The organism is Natrialba aegyptia DSM 13077 (genome assembly GCF_000337535.1).
GTDB classification, from domain to species: Archaea; Halobacteriota; Halobacteria; order Halobacteriales; family Natrialbaceae; genus Natrialba; species Natrialba aegyptia.
Genome location: NZ_AOIP01000014.1, coordinates 216,734 through 239,074, shown reverse-complemented (window position 1 = coordinate 239,074; position 22,341 = coordinate 216,734). Strand labels below are relative to the sequence as shown.

The following is a 22,341-nucleotide window of genomic DNA, read 5'->3' as shown; positions in this document are numbered from 1 at the left end:
TATATCAGTTATGGCATTATTTCATACGGCACCCATCGATTCATACAGACCGTCGCGTTCACTCAGCGTGCAGACTTTTATCGCTCTCCGTCCTAGAATCAGTATGGCGAACCGATCGCGGTCGCGACCCGGATCACCGTCCAGCGCACGGTCGAGTTCACAACCCGAGGGTATCGACACTGGTTCTAGCCCGCCGTCGGATTCGACTACCGGTTCGAGCAGTCCGATCTTCGAAGTGCTCGTTATCTTCGGGCTTGTCTTCATCATTCAGGGACTCACAGCTGTCGTCGGAGCGATGGCCGGGCTGTTTATCCTCGCCCCGCCGCTCGCGGAGAATCCGTGGACGATCGTGACGAGCGTTTACGCGCACGATGGCATCTGGCATCTCCTCTCGAACAGCCTCGCACTGCTCGTCTTCGGCTGGCCCGTCGCTCGCGCAACGACACGCGGTCGGTTTCACGCGTTCATCCTCGTTACCGGCTCGATCGCCGGTATCTCACAGGTGCTGCTCACCGATTTCGCCGCGACCGCTCCGTTTCTTGCTGGCACGCCGGTGGCCGTCCTCGGCGCGAGTGGAGCCGTCTTTGCGCTGTTAGGCTATCTGCTCACGTCAAACAGACTTTCGGCCGGCTTCGCCTCGATCATCGACGTACCACAGTGGGTGACGATACTCGTCTTCGTCGGCCTCGCACTCACCGTCACGCTCGTCACCGCCGCGCCGGGTGTCGCCCTGATCGCTCACTTCACCGGCTTCTTGCTCGGCCTGCTCGCCGGCCGCACCCGCATTCTGCACGTGAACTCTGAGTCGAGTGCCAGTCGATCGGTCGTCTGACCTTATTGTGTGTCAGTGCGTGCCATCACTGACGGGCAGTTCCTCTCGACAAAACACAAGCTACAAATACAAACCGGGGTTAGAAACGAGCGAGGGCTCGTAGATCAGTGGCAGATCGCTTCCTTCGCAAGGAAGAGGCCCCGGGTTCAAATCCCGGCGAGTCCACTCCGTTACTATTATTCGTCTAGTTGCGAACTCGCTACCCATCGCAACCGGTTCGGTTTGCTCGGTCCCGACGAGTTCACTCAGGGAGAGCAGACACGTCTCACCGAAACGCTATTATCGAGGGCAGTGAGTTTTGAGGCCAAGACCGCGATCGCCGGTGAGATTGATCAGTAGCGATCCGTAATTCAGTTCCGCAGATCACCAGTAAAACGCGCGGTACGTACGAGTAGCGAGGTAGTCACTCCAATTGACGTACCCATAGACGTTTATGAATCAGTGATGTACGAATCCCGGATCGACGATGACAGACTACAACAGCGTCCCACACCGAGAGCTTGGCGTTGAATTCGGTGAGTTAGCCGGCCAGATTGAGGGGCATTCGTATCCGATTACGAACGAGGAACTCGTCGAGGAGTACGGTGAACACGTCATCGAATTTCCGAACGGGACGGAATCGGTCCGCGAGATTCTCGGTTCGTTCGCGAACGAGACGTACGAATCTCCGAGCGAGGCGCGGCAAGCGGTGTTCAACATGGTTGACAGCCGAGCTATCGGCCGGAAGTACTACTCCGATCGGACGCCACCTGCGATTGGGGAACGACGGGAAGATCAACAACTCTCCTTCTGATGGGGCTTCGGCCTCTGAACTCGCAGTACGGTCTCCGACAGCAAAAGTAACGACGAAGACGAAGGCGTGAGTTTACGATACCGAACTCGTCGACCGCGCAAACGCGTTGGATTGTTCACTCCAGACGAGTTCAGCACGTGGTGCAACGGTTCGAGAGAGACCGAGGTTACTTGCCGCGGTATATCGCGTGGAAGATCCAGAGGAGGATGTATCCGGCCTCGGCTAATGCGATTCCAAACGTCGCATCGTCGATGTGCGTGAGAACGTACTTCGAACCGAGTGATAAAAACGCGGCCATACTGGAGGTACGCGTTCGGCGGCTAAAAAGTGTACTATAGAGAGGCTATTGTCGCAGCTGACCGGCGGCACGGTTCAGTCGGGCGCCGGCCGAGTTCAGCGTCGGTGGATTCGGCACCGATGCTGAAAGCGCTGTCGACGGGCCGCGGATCAGCGAATCGAGTTCACTGCCGGCGGTCGAGAAATCGGCTGGGTGGACGTTGTACCGGTGCGGAGGAACACTGCACCCGTCGAGACGGGTCACGAGTCCCCCGAAGCCCACGGTGACGCGGTCCGATACTCGATATCGGACGGGTGTCGGCTCACACGCCTTGTGCTCGACGAGCTCGCTACCGACACGAACGGCTCACCGGCGATCGACGCGGAACTCGTCCTCGTAGCTGAACTCGGCTTGCGGGCATCCGAGTGAGCGGTGCTCGCAGAACCGGCAGTGCGAACCGGGGGTCGCGTTCTCGAACGCCGATTCGTCCGCAGCCTGCAAATCGTCGAGTACGTCCGTCCACAACGGCTCCAACTCCGAAACCGCAAAGAGTTCCGTCGCCGGACCGGCCTCGCCGACGTACACGTAGCCGGCGTGGGTGATGGGATCGTCGAAGCGGTCCCGACAGGCTCGGACGTAGAGTTGCAGTTGGTGACTTTCTTCGAGTTCGTTTCGCGTTCGGCTCGTCTTGTAGTCGAGGACGGCGAGGCCACCGTCCGGATGTCGGCGAACGGTGTCGACGTATCCGGTGACATCGCCGGCCACGTCCGGGATGTCCGTGGCGGTGATGGGGACTTCGGAGCCGACGGCGGGCCAGCGGGAACCGTCGGTTTCGAAGTACCGATCGATACAGTCGAGTGCTGGCTCGAGCGCGGGCTGTAGATCACGGCTCTGGGCGAGGCGGGTACACGCCGTTCGCCAGTCGCCGCGGTCGTCGTAGTCGCGCCAGTAGGCGAGTTCGGCGACTGCGTGGAAGAGCGATCCGACGTCGGCCGGGGTGTGGGTGTGGGTGTGGGTGCGTGTGGATTCCGTTGCCGTGCCGGCGATCGGATCGGGAAACGCGTCGACCACGTGATCGAGGACGTGTTTTCGCTCGCAGTTTCGAACGGCTTCGAGTGCGGTGTGGCTGTGCTGGCGCGCCAGTTCGGCGTCGACGGTTCCGCCGAGTGGCGCGTCGGCGAAACGCGAGGTCGCGGCGTCCGTCTCGGGGTCGTCGTTCGCAAGCGTTCCGGCGACGACTTCGTCGGCGAACTCGAGGACGGTTTCGAGCGCCCGTTCGGTCGTGACTTCGGACTGGTAGTACGTGATCGTCCCGGGGTCCTCGTCCACGCCGCGGTTCACGGCGTCGGTGGAGTCCCGGACGGCCGAAGGGGTCCGATCCGCGAGGTCGTCGTAGCTGTCCATCAGTGCATCCCAGACGGGCAGTCGCGGCCCCTCGGCCGACCAGTGAACCGGGGTATCACTCGTCTCGTCGGGAAGGTGAGTATCCAACAGATCGGCGCCTGGACCGGCGTCTTCGACGTCGTTCCCGAACAGGAAGAGACGCTCTTTCGCCCGTGTGAGCGCGACGTGGAGGACGCGCCACTCCTCCGCGATCTGGTCGTCGCTGCAGTCGGCTCGAAGCGGATCGTCCAACTCGCCTTGGATGTCGTCGACGAGTACGTCGTAGCGGTAGAGGTCTCGCTGGTAGTTCTCGAGTGTGATGTGGCCGAACTCGGATTCGGTGAGGAAGGGCAGCAAGACGGTATCGAAGTCGAGGCCCTTGGCCTGGTGGACGGTCATGATGTCGACGGCGTCGTCGGACTGCGAGCCGGGGCTCGTCGCCGTCTCGTCGTCGGCCGAGAGCAGGTGTGCCTGACGTTCCAGGTAGTCGACGAACGCCGGTGTGAGCCCGGACTGAACCGGGCTATCGTTGAATGCGCCGATCAGGCGCTCGACGTTCGAGAGGGCATCCCGGTCGCTCTCGCGGAGGAACCAGTCGATCCGCGTCTCGCGCTTGAAGTGACGGTAGAGTTCGGAGATGGAGTGCGTCGTCGAAACCGACCGCAGTCGATCGTAGTCCGCGAGCGCGTCGCGAACGCGGTCGGGGCGAGCGAGCGCGGTGTCCGCATCCGTGAGCGCCTCGTATCCCTCCGGAACCGTTTCGCCCGCGGTCAACAGCGTATCGATGTCCGCCTCCGGAATCCGATAGAGGTGCAGGAGGACGCGCTGCCAACTCACGTCGTCGTCCGGCGAGACGAGAATCCGGAAGTACGAGAGGACGGTCCGAACGCCGTGCCCGAGATCACCGGCGGCGTCGCTCGAGAGCGTGTAGGGGATGCTGTCCCGGTCGAGTTGCGCGGCGACGTCTCTGGCGTTCTGGTTGCGTCGGACGAGGACGGCGATATCCGAGAGGTCGCGGTCGGGAACGTCCTCGAACCGCCCCGTAAGGAGGTGGGAAATCGTCGTGCTCACCTGGGCGGGCGTGCGCTCTCCCTCGCTGTCGACTTTGAAAACGTTCGGCGGATTCGGCTCCTTGTACGCCTCGATAGCGTCCTTTTCGGGATCGAGATTCGTCGCCAGGTCGAGGATCGGCTGCCGCGATCGGAAGTTGAGTTCGAGTCCGATCTCCTCGAAGCTCGCCGGGAGGTTCGACATGTTCTCGGGGTCCTGGCCGCGCCACTCGTGGATGGCCTGATCGCTGTCGCCGACGACCATGATGTCGAGACCGTCGCGCAACTCTTCGACCAGTTCGAGCTGTGACTCGTCCGTATCCTGGAACTCGTCGCAGTAGACGGCATCCCATTCCGCGAGGATGTCCCCGCGAACGGTCTCGTCCTGTAGGAGCGAGACGGTTCGATGGATCAGTTCGTCGTAGTCGAACGCGTTGCGCTCCTCGAGCGCGTCGAGGTATGCCTCGTAGGCACCGACGAACGCTCGCACCCGCCGAAGCATGTGGACGAAGTGGTCGAGGCGTCCCATCGGCGTCTGCGCGATCGACGTGAGCGGGCCGGTTTCCCCCTCGAACATCGCCTCGGGGAGCCGGTAGTCCTGCCACTCGAGTTCAGTCGCCGTCCGGAGGTGGTCGGCGGCGCGGGTTGCCGTCTCGGCCATCGCCTCGAGGTGGGTTCCGACGGCGGTCTGCACGGGACCGTCGCCGTTGAACTCGCGAGCCTTGGCGCGGTAGACGACCGACAGCCGGTCACACCGCTCGGCGAGTTCGTCGTCGGCCCACATGATATCGTTCGCGTCGACGTTGATGACATCGTGTGCCATTTGCTTGAGGTCGCCGACGAGGTCGAGCAGGGCTCGTAGCGCCTCGTCGTCGGGGAGGTACGAGCGGATGGCTGCCGGTCGTATCGCCTCGCGGCGCATCGACTCGATGAACGACGTGAGTTCGGAGAGCGTGCCCTCGTTCGTGCCGCCCGCCGAGGGCGCGCCCGGCGCGACGAACGAAAAGTCGATCTCGTCGTACACGGATTCGATCAGTTGCGGGCGATCTGCCTCGGTGACGAGTTCGAACTCGGGCGAGACGCCGACGTGGTAGGCGTACTCCGTCAGGAGCTGTGAGCTAAACGAGTGGTAGGTGTAGACGTCGATGTCGAAGGCGTCCTGCGGTCCAAGTTCGTCGCGGAGCTTCGCTTGGATCGTGTGTGCGGCCTCGTTCGCGAAGGTGAGTACCAGCAAGCGGTTGGGTGCGACGTCGCGGTCTTCGATTTCGGCTCGGAGTCGCTTGACCATCGTCGTCGTCTTGCCGGAGCCAGCGACGGCTTCGACCGTGTGCGCGCCGCCGGTTGCGGCGATGACGGCCGATTGGTTGCCCTTGGGTTCGACGGTGTTCGGCTCCGCGGATCGTGATCGGGATCCGAACTCGGGTTCGGCGGTAGCGTCACCGTCGGTCGCGTTGTCGTCCGACATTAGTCGTCACCCGTCGGTGCGTCCGCGGTATCTTGTGTCTGGCCGTGTTCCGTCGTGTCGTCGGCATCCCCCGAAACCCGCGACTGGGAGCGCGAACGCGGCCGGTCGCCGAACGAAACCTCGGCTGCCAGGTGATCGGGACAGGCGTCGCGATAGGCGCAGTACTCGCAGGCGGTGGCCGTTATCTCGTCGAAGCGCCGCTCCCGCGGGTCGGTCTCACCGGCGCGGATCGCCGCGGCTCGGTCTCCGATCAGTTCGACGAGGTCCAACCGCTCTTCCTCGTATGCGTCCTCGAAGTGACGGCGTGCGATATCGACGTGGACGCCCGGTTCGGACGCTGATTCGGATTCGGATTCGGATTCGGATTTGGATCCGGATGCGAACTCGTAGGCCGGTCGACTCTCCGCAAGCGGTGCGACGTAAGCGAAGTCACAGGGCAGATCGATTCCGAACTCGGCTTTGAGCCCGCGAATCGCGACGCCCGCCCTGACGAAGCTGCCGATCTGGCGCGGGTAGTACTTCCGGCCGTCGAGAAAGTCCCGGACGTGGCTGTCGGACCAACTCACGTGTAAGATACCGGTTAGATCCGGCACGTACCTGATCGCGAGATACCCCCGGTCACGCTCGACGACGGCGTCGACGGCAGCCTCGTATCGAATCCCGTCGCGTTCGTAGCCGAGCGTGGTATCCGCGTCGACCAGTCGCTCGGCGTGGTCGTGGCCACCGTTCGAAAAATAGGCCTCGATCGCAGCCGCGACCGCCTCTTCGTCGTACCGTTCTTGTTCGTCGGCCAGGTACGACTCCCGCGAGGAGTGCCAGTGGCGGTCGAACCGCTCGAGTGCGGCATCGACGCGGTCGGCCGCTGCGTCACCATCCGCGCGCAACCCGGCGATGATCGGCCGCCGGAGGAGTTCCCGACGACGCGCTCTCACCCGATCGCGACTCCCCTCGCGCGCCGACAGCGGGCGCTCGAACCTGAACTCGTACCGGCGCGGACAGACGAGGTGCGTCGCGAGTTCAGTTGCGGTGATGGTGGTCGTCTCGGTGGCGGGTTCGGCGTTCGTCGGCGCGTCGGAGTTGGGGTCAGTCATCGTTCGTCACCGTCTCGGTCTCAGTTTCAGTCTCTGTCTCTGCGTGCGGCACTCGTTGCCCCGCAGCCGGGCGAACCGCGCCGCGTGCGAGATCGAACTGCGTCTCGACGGCGCGCTCGAACCGGGAGTCGACCGTCTCGCGCGTTTCGAGAACTCGCTGGATGGCAGCCAGCGTTTCTTCCGTCGACTCGAGTTCGACGTCGCCGCCCGTACTGGCCTCGGCCTGGATGCGCTCGAGTTCGGTCCAGGGCTGGGCCAGGATTTCGGTCGACGCGCTGCCGAGGGTGTGGATGTCCCGATCGGTGCCGACGCCGGCGACTTCCTCGACGCGGAGGTGCGGGCAGTCCTCGATCGCGTGCAGGTACCGCGAGCGGTGTTGTAACCGGCCGATCGAGCCGTCCGTCTGGCGGTACGTACAAAAGTACAGCTGCTCCTCGGCGGCTCGTGCGCCGATGGCGAGCTGTCGGCGCGCGCGTTCGTCGTGGTAGCGTTCGAACGCGTTGCCGGCGATGTCGGCGGTCTCGACCGTCGCGTACGTCGCCGCCACGTCGGCCGCACTGGGGTTCGTGACCGCCGGATAGCCGCCCATCTGTTTGATCCAGGCGGTCGGAAACAGCGGTGAGAGGGTTTCCTCACCCGGGTACTCGCCATCGACGACGTTGAGCAGGAAGACGGCCGTTCGGCTGTCGTTCTTGAGCAGTCCCACGTCGCCGACGGTGACGCCGCCCTCGGGCACGGAGACCGCAGCGGTGTGGGCGTAGGGCGCGTCGTAGGTGATCGCGCGTTCTAGCATCGTGACGAACTGGATCCAGTCGCCGGCGAGGATGTCCTGTCCGTCGACGAACTCGGCGATCGAGAGGAGCCTGGAGACGTTCTGAAACTGCTCTCTGGCGTCGATAGACTCGGTATCAGCCGCGATACGCCGTTTGAGGTCGGTTGTGACGATCCAGCGTTTCAGGCTCTGGGCGACCGAGTTCCGGACGACACACCCCTGGATGAGATTCTCGTCGAGTTCAGGTACTCGTGCATCGAGCAGGTCGTAGGCCCGCTCGCTGTCGTCGATGTGGTACTGCGCGAGCGCGTGGAGTTCTCGAACGGCGAGGTCCTGTTCGAGGCCGTTGACGCCGGCCGAGGCGGTCGGAACGCCGGCGTGTTGGAGCACGCGCCGAACGCGGGGCATCGGATTGCCGACGTGGCGCAACAGGACGGCGAACTCGTCGTACTCCCAGCCGTGTTCCGCTCGCAAGAACTCGATTTCGTTGGCGACCGCCTCGACCTGCTGGTCGAGGGTTGGTTCGCTGATCAGGCGTGCGTACGCCTCGTTTTCGTTGGCTCCGGTCCCAGGGTCCGATTTCACAGTGTTCCCGTCACCGTCGCCGCCATCGGCCCCGTCACCGGCAACCGTGCCGTTCCGGTCGCCACCGCCGCCGGTTGCGAGAAACGATCCGAACGCCCGACCGGCCATCTCGGTCCCCGTCCCGGTCTCGGTCTCCGCCCCAGGAACCGACGGCGTCGTCTCCGCGTTCGACTCGTCGGTGTGGTCGACGACGGTCAACGCGGGTGCGAGTTCGCGCACGGAACCCGATTCGGTCTTCGTGCGCTCGATACTCGCGTGCTCCTCGCCGACGCAGAGCAAGTCGACGTTCCGCGTCAGCGTCGCCAGATACTCCCGATCGAGTTCACCGCACTCCTCGAACTCGACGGCGAGGACGACGTCGAACTCGCGTTCGATCTGCGCTCGAATCGCCGTGCGGTCGAGCGCGTCGATGGCCCGCTCGATCGTCTGGGCCTGTTCGAGCAGGTCGCGCTCGGCGAGGCGCTCGTGGAACGCGTCGTTGACGGCGGCGAGTTCCCGGAGATATGCGTCGTACTGTTCCCGCTCGTCGTCCGTGCCAGCCAGAGGCGCTTCCGCGTCCGGAGTGACGTCGAACCCGCCGTTCCACGTTGCATCGAGCAACACCTGCCCCACGTCGCGGCCGAACGAATCGTGCTCGCTCGCCCGCTCGAAGTACGGCGACCAATCGAAGCCGTCGAGCACCCGCGCGAGGAACTCGATCCGCTCCTCGTAGCCGAGCCGCGTTATTTCCGGCTCGGCCTCCTCGAGTACCATCCCGGCGTGTCGCGGGAGCGACTTGACGTTCGGTCGCCCCTCGAGTTCGGCGGCGTCGCGAAGCGCCGCGGTGAACTCGTCGATGCCGGTCGGCAGGCGTTTGAGGACCAGGACGTTTCGCGGGTCGCCGTCCGCGGACTCGAGTGCGGTCGTGTAGATATCGGCGACGCGGGTCGCGAGCGAGCCGCTATCGAACGGAAGGACGTGGAGTGTGCCGTCTAGGGCAGGTGTGTGAGACATATCCGGACGAACGTACGTTCGTCCTGAATCTCGGCTGGCGAATACTTATCGATTCGGAAGACTATCGTGGGAAGCAGTCTGTTTCCGACCAGAGCGTCCGTGGCGAAGAACACTGTGACTGCTGTGACAGACTCCCTCTCGCTGGATCAGACACGAGACGCGTCGCTAGCCAGTTCTGCTGCGGTGGGACAACGACTTCTGCTAGAAACTGAAACGGCGTGGTGGTCGGTGTGCTCGTTACAGCAGTAGCGACACGACTGCGAGGACGAGGAACGCGATCACGAGCCACTTCGCGATCGTCATCGTGAGCCCGGCGATACCGGTTGCGCCGAGCGCACCCGCGATGACTGCAATCACGAAAAACATGAGTGCAAGTTCTAGCATGGTCGAATAGATGACCGTTCAGTGAATATGAATTTGGCATGCATACGCCGACGTGTGGCCCGTCCAACCGATACCGCGTTCGTCGATTCGCTCCGCGGTTCTGAGCGGTCTCCATCGCGGATTCTCGCGCGCTGATCGATCAACGCAAGCGTTGGCACAGCAGCGCGATCACCCTGCAGCCTGAACTCGGCTGGTGGTGAAACTGGAGCGCAGAAACGGCCACAGACAAAACCGGTTCGAGTTATTCGCCGAGGTGCGACCGGTACCCCTTCGGCTCGAAACCGCGCCGACAGATGACGCGTTTCCGGCCGACCGTGATCGCGCTGATCTGGTTGTCGTCTTCCATACTGTCGATCACCGCTTCGAGCCGGTCCGCTGACCAGCCGGTTTCCTCGCGAACGGTCGATTCGTCGACGCGGCCACCGCGCTTGACCAGCAATCTGAGGACCTTGTCTTCGTCGGGGAGGTCGCGTTCGTCGACGCCGTACTCGATCTCCTCGGCATAACTCAGCGTCTCGTCCTCGCGTTCGTCTGTCGATGCGTCAGTTGTTCCCGTCGTGGACTCACTCGTCGAACGCTCGTCGTCCGAGTCCCCCTGCCAGAGCGACGAGAGGCGAGCCCAGAGTGTGCTGAATACCATTGTCGATCACCCTCACGGCAGTGTGTCGCGGAAATCCGTCAGTAACATACTCTTCTGTCCTATCGGTTATATATCTGTGCTCTGCCCGAGCAGGAGGAATGTGTGTCGTTCACTACTGGCGTGATCGGTTCCCTGCTACCGGATCGCTGTCGACCGGTGTTCACTTCGAGTTCCAGACAGGATAGCAGGCCGACTGTGATAGCCGGTCGAGAAGGCAGACCAACACTGGGCGAGTGGACGACCAACACCGTTCTCAGTCGTCTGCAGTCGCGACGCGGTCGTGATACGTCTCCGCGAGTTCGGTGAGTGTTTCGTGGTGGTTGGTCGAGTGGGGAGCGGTGAGCGGGGAGATACTGATGCGGCCCTCGGCGACGGTACGGCGGTCGGTTCCGTCGGGGTCGGGGATCGTGTCGGGATCCATCGATTCCCAGACGCGGTCGTGGAGGGTGACGGACCCGTCGGTGGCTTCGGCGTCCATTTCGTAGCGTTTCGAGGGGCGCGTGATTTCGATTGGTGCCGGCCGCTTCCCGGGGGTAGGGACGTTGACGTTGAGGTATGCCGCGTGGTCGAAGACGCCGGCGTCGAGGGCGTACTCGGCGAGGTAGGTCGTGACGCGGCGCGCCTCGCGAAAGTCGTCGGTCGAGAGGTCGATCTCGCGGAGCGGCGTCTCGTCGACGGGGACGTACATCGACGTGGCGATCGCGGGAACGTCGAAGAAGGCGGCTTCGACGGCGGCGCTGATGGTGCCCGAGCGGCCGAGGACGTACTCGCCGAGGTTGGCCCCTCTGTTACAGCCTGCAACGACGAGATCCGGGTCGGGACCGAGTTCGGCGAGGCCGGCGACGACGCAGTCGGCGGGAGTTCCCTCGACGGCGTAACCGAGTTCGTGGTCGACGAGGCCGATTTCGCCGCCGTGAGAGATCGACCGGCCGCAGGCGCTCTGGTCGCTCGCGGGTGCGACGACGGTGACGTTCGCGTCGGCGTGCTCGACGAGGGCGTCGTGGATCGCACGGATGCCGACGCTGTCGATCCCGTCGTCGTTGGTGAGCAGGATCTCGAGAGTGTCGCTCATAGCGGTTTTGTTGGAGGCTGGAGCGAAAAGGACTCTGGTTTCGGTAGTTTGTCAGTCACCCGCAGCGTTACTAGCGCGACGTTAGCCGATCCGATCGACGATCGTGTCCTCGTCGACGACCAGATTGTACGCCTCCTCGTCGTCGTTCCAGAGCGCGAGGATCTGTTCGAACGAGCACACCTCGCCGTACTCGGCCTCGAGCAACGGCCGATTGAGCGAGGTTTCGGACGTGAGGACGGCGTAGTGATCGACGGCCTCGCTGCCGTCGCTGATCTTGAACAGCGGATTCGGTTTCTCGCCGTACTCGGACTCGGCGGCCCCGCTCAGCGAGCGGCTCACCTTCGCCGCGACGAGGTCGATCCGGTTCGTGACGTGGCGTTCCATCTCGGCCATCTTTGCCCAGTCGTCCGTCTCGAGTTCGATATCGATGCGGCGCGTGCCGTCCAGGCGCAACAGCGAGTGCGAAAACTGCACGTCGACGTTGACGAACTCGCCGGGGGCGTGCTCGGCGTCGTCCGCGGGCGTCGCCTCGTCCAGCCGGCGCTGGAACGCGGGTACCTCGAGATCGGGGCGCACGTCGAACGACCAGCCGCGATCGGACGGGCGCTCGCCCGGCCAGAGGCGGACGGTCGGTCCGTAGACGGTGACGCGACCGCGGCGGTCAGCGGTCCCGCCGTCGCCGTCTGCCTCGTCGGCTGCCTCGCCGGCCGCATCGTCCCCGCCGGATTCGAGCGCGCTGAACTCGCTCGGCTCTCGAACCCGCTCGTCCTCGAGTTCGCGTTCGATCTCTCGAAGGGCGATGCTCGTGTTCTTGTCGGCGGGGGCCATCGCGAGGAGCGTGCCGTCGGGTGCGAGGGCGTCGAGGAGCGAGCGAGCGACGGTCGTCGGCGCTGTGAGTTCGTTGAGAACGTTGCAGGCAAGAACGAGGTCGAACTCGGCTGTGCCGTCGGTCGACCCGAGTGTCGTGGGATCGATATCCTCGATCGGCGATCGGTGAACGGTCGCGTGAACGTTTTGCCCCGTCTCCGCGAGCAGCGTTTCGAGGACGTCCGCGGCGGCGCTGGGTTCGACGGCGTGGTACTCGACGAGCGCGTCCTCGGGGAGGTACTCACAGAGGCCGAGCGCGGGGCCGCCGACGCCGGCTCCGACGTCGAGCACGCGGAGGTTCCGGCCGAGGAGACTCCGTTCGGCCAAGTCGTCCAGCGCGTACTGGATCGCGGCGTAGTACCCCGGCAGGTGATAGATCGCGTAGCCCGCCGCCACGTCGTCGTCGTAGGTGACGGACCGGCGCTCGAGATAGCGCGCTTTGAACCGCCGGATCGTCGAGCGAAGCAGGTCGCCTGCGGCGTCCGCGTGCCAGTTCACGCCGTAGCGATCGACGAGGAAATTTTCGAGCGCCTGCGCGTAGCGCTCGGGGAACTCGCGAACCGGCCCTCGGTTCGGCCGGACCGGTTCGTCCGAGACGGGGACGAAGGTTCCGTCTTCGCGTTCGATCAGGCCGAGGGCGGGTGCGTCCTCGCGGAGATGTTGGCGAACGACCGCCGGATGTGGGTTCCCCTCGACGTACTCGCAGATCTCGTCGGGATCGATCGGCCGGACGTTTCGCAGGTACTTCGCGTTCGAGCGAATCGCCTCGCGTTGGTCGGTCATCGGTCGGTCTCCTCCGCTTTGCTGTCGGCGACGGGTTGCCCGTCGCTCGGTCCGGTCGCGTCCTCGTGCCACTGCGCCGCGGCGTCCCGGTAGAGCGATTCGAGTTCAGTTGCGTCCGCGTCGGCGATTGCCCCGGCGGCCGCCGCGACCTGCTCGGCTCCCTCGAACGTGGCCTGAATATCGGCGTAGACGCGGGGCGTGCCGGCGGTCACGTGCTCGGCGAGCGTTCGTAACTGCTCGTAGATCGGCGTCTCGAAGCCGTCCGGGACGGATTCGGCCGCGAGGGCGAAAGAGAGGACGGTCGCGTGGGTCATCGCTTGCACGGTCTCCATCGCGTCGTCGTGCTCTCTCGCGGTCGTCTCGACGAGTTCGTTGCCGCGGGCCGCGAGCGCGTCGAGGAGCGCGGTCGTCGCCGGGCCGTCGGCGTCGCGCACGACGGCGATCGAGCCGGGGGCGCGAGCCGGCGCGAACAGCGGGTGGAGGCTGACGCGTTCGCAGTCGGGCGCGTGGCGCTGCATGGCCTCGATCGGGGCGGCCATCACACCCGAGACGTCGACGACGGCTCGCTCGGCCCGCGAGGCGTGGGCGGCGATCGCCTCGGTGACGTGTGTCATCGGAACGGCGAGGCAGACGGCGTCGTAGGCGTCGGTGGCATCGGTGGCCTCGTCTGTCTCGGGGGTGCCATCAACACCGGCGTCCGCGCCGTCTTCGAGGACGGTCGCGCTGCCGCCGGTTTCCGCCGCTGCCGTGACTGCGGCGTCGTGATCGAGGTCGGCGAAGGTCACGTCGGCGTCGATGGCGCTGCCGAACCAGGTCCCCATCGCACCCGCGCCGACGATCAGTACGTCCATCGGTGGGCTCTACCTGCCGCCGTTGCAAAAGACGTTCGATCGATTAGCACGCCAGACGGTCACCGTTTCGAACCGATCGGCCGCCGCTGAACTCGGCCCGGCGGCGCTACTCGGTAGTCGGGTCGAGCCCGACGCGGTAGTCGGTGAGGTTCTCGTAGCCGTCCTCGGTGACGACGATGAGGTCTTCGATGCGGACGCCGCCGACCGCGGGGTCGTAGATACCCGGTTCGATCGAGATGACGTGGCCCGGTTCGAGTTCACCGCCGCTTGGCGAGACGCGGGGCTCCTCGTGGACGTCGAGGCCGACGCCGTGGCCGGTGCTGTGGATGAATCCGGTGTCGGTGTCGGGATCGCTGCGGAGGGTTTCGTAGCCGGCGTCTTCGATCACGTCGCAGACGGCGTCGTGGACGGCGGCACCGGTAACGCCTGCCTCGACGGCCTCGAGGCCGGCCTCGTAGGCTTCCTTGGTGACGTCGTATCGCCGTCTCGCCTCTTCGCCCGGGTCGCCGCGCGAGAAGGTGCGCGTCATATCGCCGGCATAGCCCGTCTCCTTGTCCTGCGGGAAGATATCGATCACGATGCACTCGCCGGCCGCGAGTTCACCGCTGCCGCGGTTGTGCGGGTCCGCCGCGTCCGCCCCGCAGGCGACGATCGTCTCGTCCAGCCCACAGCCGTGGCGAAGCAGCGTGATCTCGATCTCCTCTGTGACGCGCTCGCTGGTGAGGGGCGTGCCGTCGTGGACGAGAACCCCGTCCTCCACGTCCGCGCTCGCGATGAGGGTCTCGGCGGCCGCCATGGCCGCCTCGTTCGCTCGCTGGGTGGCTCGGATCTGGTTTACCTCCCACGGCGTCTTCGTCGCCCGAATCTTCTGTACGATACCCTCCGTTTCGGCGGTCACGGTCACGCCCTGCTCGCGGAGTCCGTCGGCGGTTCCCGTCGGGAACTCCTGTGGAACGGCGATGGTGTCGACGTTGTGGTCCGCCAGGAAGGCCGCGAGGGTTCGGATCATCCCCTCGTACCGGCCGTGTTCGGCTCGGCGCTCGTGGTAATCGTACGCCGACAGCCGGGAAACCGAGTCAGCCGCCGAATCCGACTGCGCGCGACCGAACTCGAGCCCGGAGACGAGCAGGTGAACTCCATCCCGGGTGACGAGCGTCTGATAGGGGTCCGGCGCGGTGAACCCGGAGACGTACCGCTGGTCCGAGTTCGATCCGTCGGCGTCGATGAGATAGCCGTCCAGGTCGCGCTGTTCGAGCATCGCACGAAGCGGTGTGAGATCGACGGGGTCGTCCATGCCCCGACGTGTGACCGGCGGTCACATAATGGCGAGGGTCGCGGCGTCGGTGTCCGGTGTTCGACGGCCGAACCGACCGGATCGAAACCGCCCGCAGCGGACGATGTCATCGCGCTCGGAGCGGCAATTATTGCGATCTATTCATTACGCGATCAGTTGAAACCATAGACTTATCACTGACGATTCCAAGCCACGTGTATGCGCCGCCGCCGACTCCTTGCCACGGGAACGCTCGCCGCGCTTGCTGGCTGTCTGACGCCAGCGGAGTCGACCGAGGACCGAACCGGTTCGGAACTCGTCGAAGCCGCGATCGAGACCCGTCTCGAGCTGACCGACCTCCAGGCTCGGCGGCACCTAACGGCCGAAACACCGGCGGAAACGACGACACAGACCGAATCCATCTCCCGACGACCCCCGGCCGAAAAACGCCGAACCGTCCTGCGCTCCGACGACGGCGACCCGCCGACGGGGACGGTTTCGGTCACGAATCGCGAAATTTCCTGGGACTACTACCCCGAGGAAAACTTCGTCTGGAAACGCTACCATCCGAACAAAGTCGTCGCCGACGGCCCGCGACTCGTTCTCAGGGACTTGCTCGAGGACTACGAACTCACGTACGACGGGACCGACACCGTCGACGGCCGCGAAACACATCGCATCGACGCGGTACCAACGGGGACCGGGCTATCCGACGACGCCGACGGCCGCGCGATCGAACTCCTCGTCGGCGAGACGGTCTATCGAATTCCGCTGGGTGGCTCGTCCGATACCGATGCCAGTGCTGAAAGCGAAAACGGAACCGAGAACGGAACCGAAAACGAAACCGAGACGACCGACGACGAACTCGACGGCGAGGAACTGGCCGTCTCACGAACCGTCTGGATCGACGACGAGTTCAGCTATCCGATCAAAGAACGGGACGTCGTTCGCGACGGGGACGGCACGTTGCTCCACCGACTGACGGTGACCTACGAGGACCTCGCGATCAACGACGGACTCGATCCGGACACGTTCGTCTACGAGCCGCCCGAAGACGCGGAGGTCGGCACGCTCGGCGACGAACCGGAGGGGATCTACGAGTCACGAGAGGCAGCTGCGACGACCGTCCCGTACGAGATTCCCGATCCCGACGTGCCGGACGCGTACGAACTCGATCGCGTGACCGTCGTCGATAACGTGCGCCAGTCCGGTCCGGTGACGACGCTGTGGTACGTCGATTCGGATCGGCCCGATCAGGAGATTTCCGTCGCCGTGCTGACGGATCAGCAGTTCAAGCCGAATTTGCTCGAAGAGACGGAGATCGACGGCCACACAGCCTATCGTCGGCGTGGACGGATCGATAGCTACTTCTGGACCTGTTCGGACCTGAGCTACGAGGTCTCGAGCGTGACCGTCGAGGAGCCGCTCGTCGACGTCGCCGCGTCCATCGGCTGTTCGTGACCGAGAGACAACGAGGGATCGAGTCGACGGCGGGACAGATACTGGCGCGACCGATACCGGTATAGGGTGGCCGGCCGACACCCCGAGCATGAACGTCACGATCACGCCCTCGCGCGTTCAGGGCCTCGCGCGGGCACCGCCCTCGAAGAGCTACACGCACCGGGCGATCCTCGTTGCGGGCTACGCCGATCAGACGACCGTTCGAGACGCCCTCTGGAGTGCCGACACCCAGGCGACGGCGCGTGCCGTCGAACGCTTCGGCGGGACGGTCAACCGACGCGGAGAGACGCTCGAAATAGAGGGATTCCACGACCGGCCCGGTGTTCCCGCGGACGTCATCGACTGTGGGAATAGTGGGACCACGATGCGCCTCGTCACCGCAACGGCCGCGCTCGCCGATGGCACGTCTGTGCTCACCGGCGACGAATCGCTCCGCTCACGACCCCAGGGACCGCTACTGGAAGCCATCACCGACCTCGGCGGCGAGGCGACGAGCACCCGCGGAAACGGTCAGGCACCGCTCGTCGTCACCGGCCCCATCTCCGGCGGCCGCGTGTCGATCCCCGGCGACGTGTCCTCCCAGTACATCACGGCCTTGCTGCTCGCCGGTGCGGTCACCGAGGACGGCCTCGAAATCGAACTCGAAACCGAACTCAAATCCGCCCCGTACGTCGACATCACGCTCGAGGTGCTCGCAGCGTTCGGCGTCGACGCCCGCAAGACTGAACTCGGGTTCGCGGTCGACGGCGGCCAAACCTACAGTGCGACCGGCGGCGAGTACGCCGTCCCCGGCGACTTCTCGTCGATCTCGTACCCGCTCGCCGCGGGCGCGATCACGAGCGAAGACGGCGTCCGAATCGACGGCGCACACCCGAGCGCGCAGGGCGACACCGCCATCGTCGACATCGTCGACCGCATGGGCGCGGCTGTCGATTGGGATCGCGACGCGGGCACCATCGACGTCACCGCCGGCGAACTCGAGGGCGTCGAGGTCTCCGTCGAGGACACGCCGGACCTCCTGCCGACGATCGCCACGCTCGGAGCCGTCGCCGACGGTGAAACGCGGATTACGAACGCCGAACACGTCCGGTACAAGGAGACCGACCGCGTCAGCGCGATGGCCGACGAACTCGCCACGCTCGGCGTCGAAACGACCGAAACGCAGGACTCGCTGACGATCCACGGCGGCGACTCCGAACTCACCGGTGGGACCGTCGACGGCCGGAACGACCACCGCGTCATCATGGCGCTCGCGCTGGCGGGACTCGTCGCCGAGGGCGAGACGACCGTCGTCGGCGCTGACCACGTCGACGTCTCCTTCCCCGGCTTCTTCGAGATGCTGTCGGACCTGGGCGCTGCGATCGATCGAGAACGGTAGCCGCGACGCTCGCTTCCACGTTAGGAGATGCCGGTTCCGCTCGCGGCCGCACGACTCGATTCCCTCCGCGAGTCGCGTGCGAACTCGTCGGGAGTGTCCCGAACGCCGATTGCGCCCGCCCTATTCACTCTGCATCGGGGGCGGGAACGGCGAGCGGGCGGACGATAGCCGGCGAAAATTCGCAGGGATCCTGCAGGGCTAAGTATCCGCGTCTCCGAGGGGCCGACAATGAACGGCAACCGTTTCGGTCGGCTCTTTCAGGTGACCACGTTCGGCGAGAGCCACGGCGAGGCGATGGGCTGTACCATCTCCGGCTGTCCCGCCGGACTGGAACTCACAGCGGAGGATATTCAGGCAGATCTCGATCGGCGAAAGCCGGGCCAGTCGATGATCACGACCAGTCGCGGCGAACCGGACGACGTATCGATCAAGTCCGGGATCCAGGACGGCTACACGACCGGCACGCCGATCGGTCTGGTCATCCAGAACAAGGACGCCCGCTCGGGGAAGTACGAGCCCTTCATCACCGCGCCGCGTCCCTCGCACGGCGACTTTACCTACTCGGCCAAGTTCGGCACGCGAAACTGGGGCGGCGGCGGCCGTTCCTCGGCTCGCGAAACCGTCAACTGGGTCGCTGCGGGCGCGGTCGCGAAGAAGCTGCTCGCCAGAGAGGGTATCGAACTCAAGGCCCACGTCAACCAGATCGGGGACATCGAGGCACCCGAGGTGAGCTTCGAGGAGATCAAAGCGCACAGCGAGGAGAACGACGTGCGCTGTGCCCACCCCGAAACGGCCGACGAGATGCAGGAGCTGATCGCGGACTACCAGGAAGAAGGCGACTCCATCGGCGGGAGCATCTACTTCGAGGCCCAGGGCGTCCCCGTCGGGCTCGGCGCGCCCCGGTTCGACTCCCTCTCCGCTCGACTCGGCCAGGCGATGATGGCGGTGCCGGCGACGACGGCATTCGAGTTCGGGCTGGGCCGCGAGGCTCGGGAGTGGACCGGCAAGGAGCGAAACGACGACTGGGAGTTCGACGAGGACGGCAACCCGACGCCCGTGGAGAACGACCACGGCGGTATCCAGGGCGGCATCAGTTCGGGAGAGCCGATCTACGGCGAGGTGACGCTGCACGCGCCGACCTCGATTCCGAAGTCCCAGCAGACCGCGGACTGGGAGACGGGCGAACTGAAAGAGGAGAAGGTGATCGGCCGCCACGATCCCGTCCTCCCGCCGCGGGGCGTGCCGGTCGTCGAGGCGATGCTCGCGCTGACGCTCGTCGATTTCATGCTGCTGTCGGGTCGGCTCAATCCCGACCGCGTCGACGACCAGCCCGGAACGTACGACACGGACTACCACCCGAGCAATCCGCGAAACGAATAGTCGTCACTCGCACGCGTCGGGCGGTGTTTCGTCTCTCGTGCTCACTCCTCGAGATCGATTTCCGTCGCGGATTTCGACCGCGAGTTCGTCTTGGCGTCGGCGTTCGCGTTCACATTTGCGTTCGCATTCGTGTTCATGTTCGCGTTCGCATCCGAAGGATCGTCCATCAGTTGCGCCATCTCGCGTTCGAACGCGCCGTCGCTGATTTCGCCTGCGACGTACTGCTCTTTGAGCCGTTGTTTGCGGTCTTCGGTCGTCGGTTCGACTCGCTGCGAGGCGTCGAACTGCCGCAGTATCGGATACCGGTACTCGAGTCGCTCGACGAGAGCGACCAGTCGGTCGCTGCGAGGAAGTGACGCGTGTCGCAGGATGGAGGCGACGGTCGCCCCGAGAAACGCCGTCGCGAGCAGGCCGAGGACGAGCGTCACGACGACCCACTCGCGGGCTTCCGCGAGCATCGCAAGCACCACGAACTCCTCGCTGTAGGACGCGCCGTCGGCCATCACCGACAGGGCGTCCAGAAGTCCCAGCAAACCGGTGCCAACCAATAGCAGCCCGGTGATCGCGAAGCCGCCGAAGTACAGCCAGTGACGAGATACCATCCGTCGGTCGTTCGGCCAAGAGAAACATAACTGTCCCGTCCGACACGGCGACGAGCGAAGCGAGCGAAGCGCAGCGGGCGAGATGCCCGCGCGTCGGCCGCTGATCGGGATCGGATACCGGACACATCGACGGCATTATAGAACTCTTCCCACTGTGGGAATCATGCCCACACTAGAAGTGAATCGTCCGATAAGTAGGTGTGCTTATTGACCGCCGAGAATCCTGTCAATCAGTGGATCTCTTCGAGAAGTCGTGATGAAGACAGGGCGCATATGCGGCACAGACTGAGAGCAGTAGTACTTCCACCGACGAGAATGATTAGGAGTCGAACTGTTTTTTGCTTCGCCGGGTGATGGCCTGATATGCGACTGACAGGACCAATCGGTCTGGCCGTCCGTGCCATTCTCGCGGCCGTTATCACTGTCGGGGCGTTGCTCGTGAGCGCATATACGGTCACGGTCTTCGTTGCAGCGTTCCTCATAGTCCTCCCGATGCAACTCGGGCTGCTAGAGTTCACTGAGACGCGATTCCTGTGGGCGCTCGCCGCCGGCTCCGTCCTTTCCCTCCCCTGCTTTGCACTCGTCATCGGCCACACAATCAGGCGAGAGCGACAGCATCTGCTCGAGGAAACTGTTAGCGCCGACGCAGTCGACGCCGAAACGGCCCGGAAGCTCGAGGCTACGGCGACGCGACTTGGCATACAGTTTGGTGTCGTTACGCCCGAGGTCCGACTACATCCGTCGGATGAACCACTTGCGTACACGACGTACGGACCGACTGATCCCGTCGTCGCCATTCGACGGCAGGGGACGCCGTTCGTGGTGGTTTCAAGAGGACTCGTCAGAACGCTCTCGAAGACGGAAATCGAGGCCGTGCTCGCCCACGAGTTCGCACATGTGGGGAACGACGATCTGCAGTTGACCTCGTGGCTACTCGTCCCGCTGTTCGCCGCCGAGTTCGTCTACGAGAACGACGAGGACGAGAAGTGGCAATTCGATCCATTCGGCTGGACGCTCATGGCCGTCGCGCTCGTCGGTCTGGGGGTGTTCTCTCGCGGCCGTGAACTCGCTGCGGATCGAGCTGCAGTCGAGGCAACCGGCAATCCGGGCACACTCGCGTCAGCTCTCGAGCGCCTCGCTGAGCGTCGCTCGCGACGACCAGCGATGGACCTCCGTCACACTCGGTCGCGAAGCGCAGTCAACGTCCTGCCGACACTCGACGAAGACGGTGATCCGGGTGGTTTTCGTGCGATGCATCCCCCGCTTGAGGTGCGCCTCGAGCAGCTTCGGTCGGTGGCTGCCTGACCGGAGTCGGGATGCCGGTCCGAAGTAGCTCTGGTGAAACAAACGGAACTGTCGTGTGTCCTCTGACTGTTGCACGCTGCTTTTGCCAGTTGACGTATAAGTCATATCGTATTACGATACGTCGCCCACCTGTACTTACCGCTTATCGGGTAGTAACTGGTTTGGCGTGTAAACCGTTCGTTGATACCCGGGCACAACACCTAACTCGTCGTCCTGCGTGGACCACGTATGAAGGACCTTCACGTCCACTCGAATTACTCGGACGGAAGCTTTCTCAGGCGAATGGTCCGCGCCGCCGACGAAACTCCGCTCGAGGGCATCGGCATCGCCGACCACTGCAACGTCGCCGAGCGGGAATCCGCGGCGGCGATGCGAAACCTCCACGGGTTCAACCTCGATCTGACCTACGAGCGTCGACGGCAGGCGATCGAACGCGTTCGCGAAACGACATCGATCCCGGTCTACGATGCGGTCGAGATGGACTACGATCCGCGCGACGAGGCCGCAATCGAGGCGTTTCTCGCCGAGGCCGACTTCGATTACAGCCTCGGAAGCGTCCACGCCGTCGCCGGCAAGAACGTCCAGGTGCCATCGCTGTTCGACGAACTGTCCGCCGAGGAACTGAACGCCGTCGTCGACGAGTACTTCGAGACGCTCGTTTCGCTGATCGAGTCGGAACTGTTCGACATCGCCGCCCACGTCGACCTGGTCGAACGCACGCCGCCATTGCGCGGCCGCGCGACGACGGACCACTACCGGCGGGTCGCACGGGCGTTTGCGAACTCGCGAACCGTCCCGGAACTGAACGCCGGCCGCGCGCTGACCGACGCGGAAATCGTTCATCCCGAACCCGAGTTCAGCCGAACGCTGCGTGAGTTCGACGTTCCGATCACGGTCGGAACGGATTCGCACCGCCCGGCCGAGATCGGTGATCGGGCCGCGTTTCTCGAGGAGTTCCTCGCGGAGTCTGAACTCGAACTCGTCGAACCGGTCGCCCTTCGAGAGTGATGAAATGGGAGGTTGATGCTCGCGTCGAACTATCTGAATGAGAATAGGTCGGTCGAGATGAGTCAGCATGACCGGAGTGAAAACGCCGACAAAGGAA

Annotated in this window: 18 protein-coding genes and 1 tRNA gene; 8 read left to right on the top strand and 11 right to left on the bottom strand. The window is 64.5% G+C overall.

Translation table 11 applies throughout. The features are described 5' to 3' along the window. The first annotated feature begins 103 nt into the window (after positions 1-103). The 3 genes from C480_RS04025 (at position 104) to C480_RS04015 (ending at position 1,625) form a co-directional block, all read left to right on the top strand. Entirely contained in the window at positions 104-832 is a 729-nt protein-coding gene (locus C480_RS04025) for a rhomboid family intramembrane serine protease (protein ID WP_006664343.1), read from the top strand. Positions 833-925: 93 nt separating this feature from the next. Continuing rightward, a tRNA-Ala gene (locus C480_RS04020) sits at positions 926-997 on the top strand. A 301-nt stretch (positions 998-1,298) separates the two neighbouring features. Continuing rightward, entirely contained in the window at positions 1,299-1,625 is a 327-nt protein-coding gene (locus tag C480_RS04015; RefSeq protein WP_006664342.1) for a DUF5789 family protein, read from the top strand. Positions 1,626-1,791: 166 nt separating this feature from the next. Here C480_RS04015 and C480_RS24480 read toward each other — a convergent pair whose 3' ends face one another. From C480_RS24480 to C480_RS03970, 10 genes are all read right to left on the bottom strand, one after another. Next, entirely contained in the window at positions 1,792-1,923 is a 132-nt protein-coding gene (locus C480_RS24480; RefSeq protein ID WP_275040068.1) for a hypothetical protein, read from the bottom strand. 345 nt (positions 1,924-2,268) lie between these two features. Continuing rightward, on the bottom strand, positions 2,269-5,799 hold the full coding sequence (locus C480_RS04005) for an ATP-dependent helicase (RefSeq protein ID WP_006664340.1): 3,531 nt from the start codon (positions 5,797-5,799) through the stop codon (positions 2,269-2,271). Continuing rightward, entirely contained in the window at positions 5,799-6,890 is a 1,092-nt protein-coding gene (locus C480_RS04000) for a PD-(D/E)XK nuclease family protein (protein WP_006664339.1), read from the bottom strand. The genes C480_RS04005 and C480_RS04000 overlap by 1 nt, the downstream gene beginning before the upstream one ends. Next, complete coding sequence (locus C480_RS03995; protein ID WP_006664338.1) at positions 6,883-9,240, bottom strand: PD-(D/E)XK nuclease family protein; 2,358 nt, start codon at positions 9,238-9,240, stop codon at positions 6,883-6,885. The genes C480_RS04000 and C480_RS03995 overlap by 8 nt, the downstream gene beginning before the upstream one ends. 237 nt (positions 9,241-9,477) lie before the next feature. Then, positions 9,478-9,624 (bottom strand): DUF1328 domain-containing protein, encoded by a 147-nt coding sequence (locus C480_RS22020; protein ID WP_006664337.1) that lies wholly within the window; start codon positions 9,622-9,624, stop codon positions 9,478-9,480. A 241-nt stretch (positions 9,625-9,865) separates the two neighbouring features. After that, on the bottom strand, positions 9,866-10,264 hold the full coding sequence (locus C480_RS03990; protein ID WP_006664336.1) for a helix-turn-helix transcriptional regulator: 399 nt from the start codon (positions 10,262-10,264) through the stop codon (positions 9,866-9,868). 253 nt (positions 10,265-10,517) lie between these two features. Continuing rightward, positions 10,518-11,336, bottom strand: a complete 819-nt coding sequence (surE, locus tag C480_RS03985) for a 5'/3'-nucleotidase SurE (protein ID WP_006664335.1) — start codon at positions 11,334-11,336, stop codon at positions 10,518-10,520. A gap of 81 nt (positions 11,337-11,417) precedes the next feature. Further along, entirely contained in the window at positions 11,418-12,986 is a 1,569-nt protein-coding gene (locus tag C480_RS03980; protein ID WP_006664334.1) for a small ribosomal subunit Rsm22 family protein, read from the bottom strand. Beyond that, positions 12,983-13,837, bottom strand: a complete 855-nt coding sequence (locus C480_RS03975) for a prephenate dehydrogenase/arogenate dehydrogenase family protein (protein ID WP_006664333.1) — start codon at positions 13,835-13,837, stop codon at positions 12,983-12,985. Before C480_RS03975 ends, C480_RS03980 begins: the two co-directional genes overlap by 4 nt. Before the next feature lie 106 nt (positions 13,838-13,943). Beyond that, positions 13,944-15,131 (bottom strand): M24 family metallopeptidase, encoded by a 1,188-nt coding sequence (locus C480_RS03970; protein ID WP_006664332.1) that lies wholly within the window; start codon positions 15,129-15,131, stop codon positions 13,944-13,946. A gap of 198 nt (positions 15,132-15,329) precedes the next feature. On the opposite strand from C480_RS03970, the gene C480_RS03965 reads away from it, so the two are divergent. From C480_RS03965 to aroC, 3 genes are all read left to right on the top strand, one after another. Further along, complete coding sequence (locus C480_RS03965) at positions 15,330-16,571, top strand: LolA family protein (RefSeq protein ID WP_006664331.1); 1,242 nt, start codon at positions 15,330-15,332, stop codon at positions 16,569-16,571. An 88-nt stretch (positions 16,572-16,659) separates the two neighbouring features. Beyond that, on the top strand, positions 16,660-17,949 hold the full coding sequence (gene aroA, locus C480_RS03960) for a 3-phosphoshikimate 1-carboxyvinyltransferase (protein WP_006664330.1): 1,290 nt from the start codon (positions 16,660-16,662) through the stop codon (positions 17,947-17,949). Between the two features lie 228 nt (positions 17,950-18,177). Further along, complete coding sequence (aroC, locus tag C480_RS03955; protein WP_006664329.1) at positions 18,178-19,329, top strand: chorismate synthase; 1,152 nt, start codon at positions 18,178-18,180, stop codon at positions 19,327-19,329. A 41-nt stretch (positions 19,330-19,370) separates the two neighbouring features. Here aroC and C480_RS03950 read toward each other — a convergent pair whose 3' ends face one another. After that, positions 19,371-19,931 (bottom strand): hypothetical protein, encoded by a 561-nt coding sequence (locus C480_RS03950; RefSeq protein ID WP_006664328.1) that lies wholly within the window; start codon positions 19,929-19,931, stop codon positions 19,371-19,373. A gap of 363 nt (positions 19,932-20,294) precedes the next feature. Here C480_RS03950 and C480_RS03945 point away from each other — a divergent pair, with 363 nt between their 5' ends. Both C480_RS03945 and C480_RS03940 read left to right on the top strand, forming a co-directional pair. After that, entirely contained in the window at positions 20,295-21,236 is a 942-nt protein-coding gene (locus tag C480_RS03945) for a M48 family metallopeptidase (protein ID WP_006664327.1), read from the top strand. A 228-nt stretch (positions 21,237-21,464) separates the two neighbouring features. Further along, the gene (locus tag C480_RS03940; protein ID WP_049903182.1) at positions 21,465-22,244 is read left to right on the top strand and encodes a PHP domain-containing protein; all 780 of its coding nucleotides are present in this window, start codon (positions 21,465-21,467) and stop codon (positions 22,242-22,244) included. Positions 22,245-22,341 lie beyond the last annotated feature (97 nt).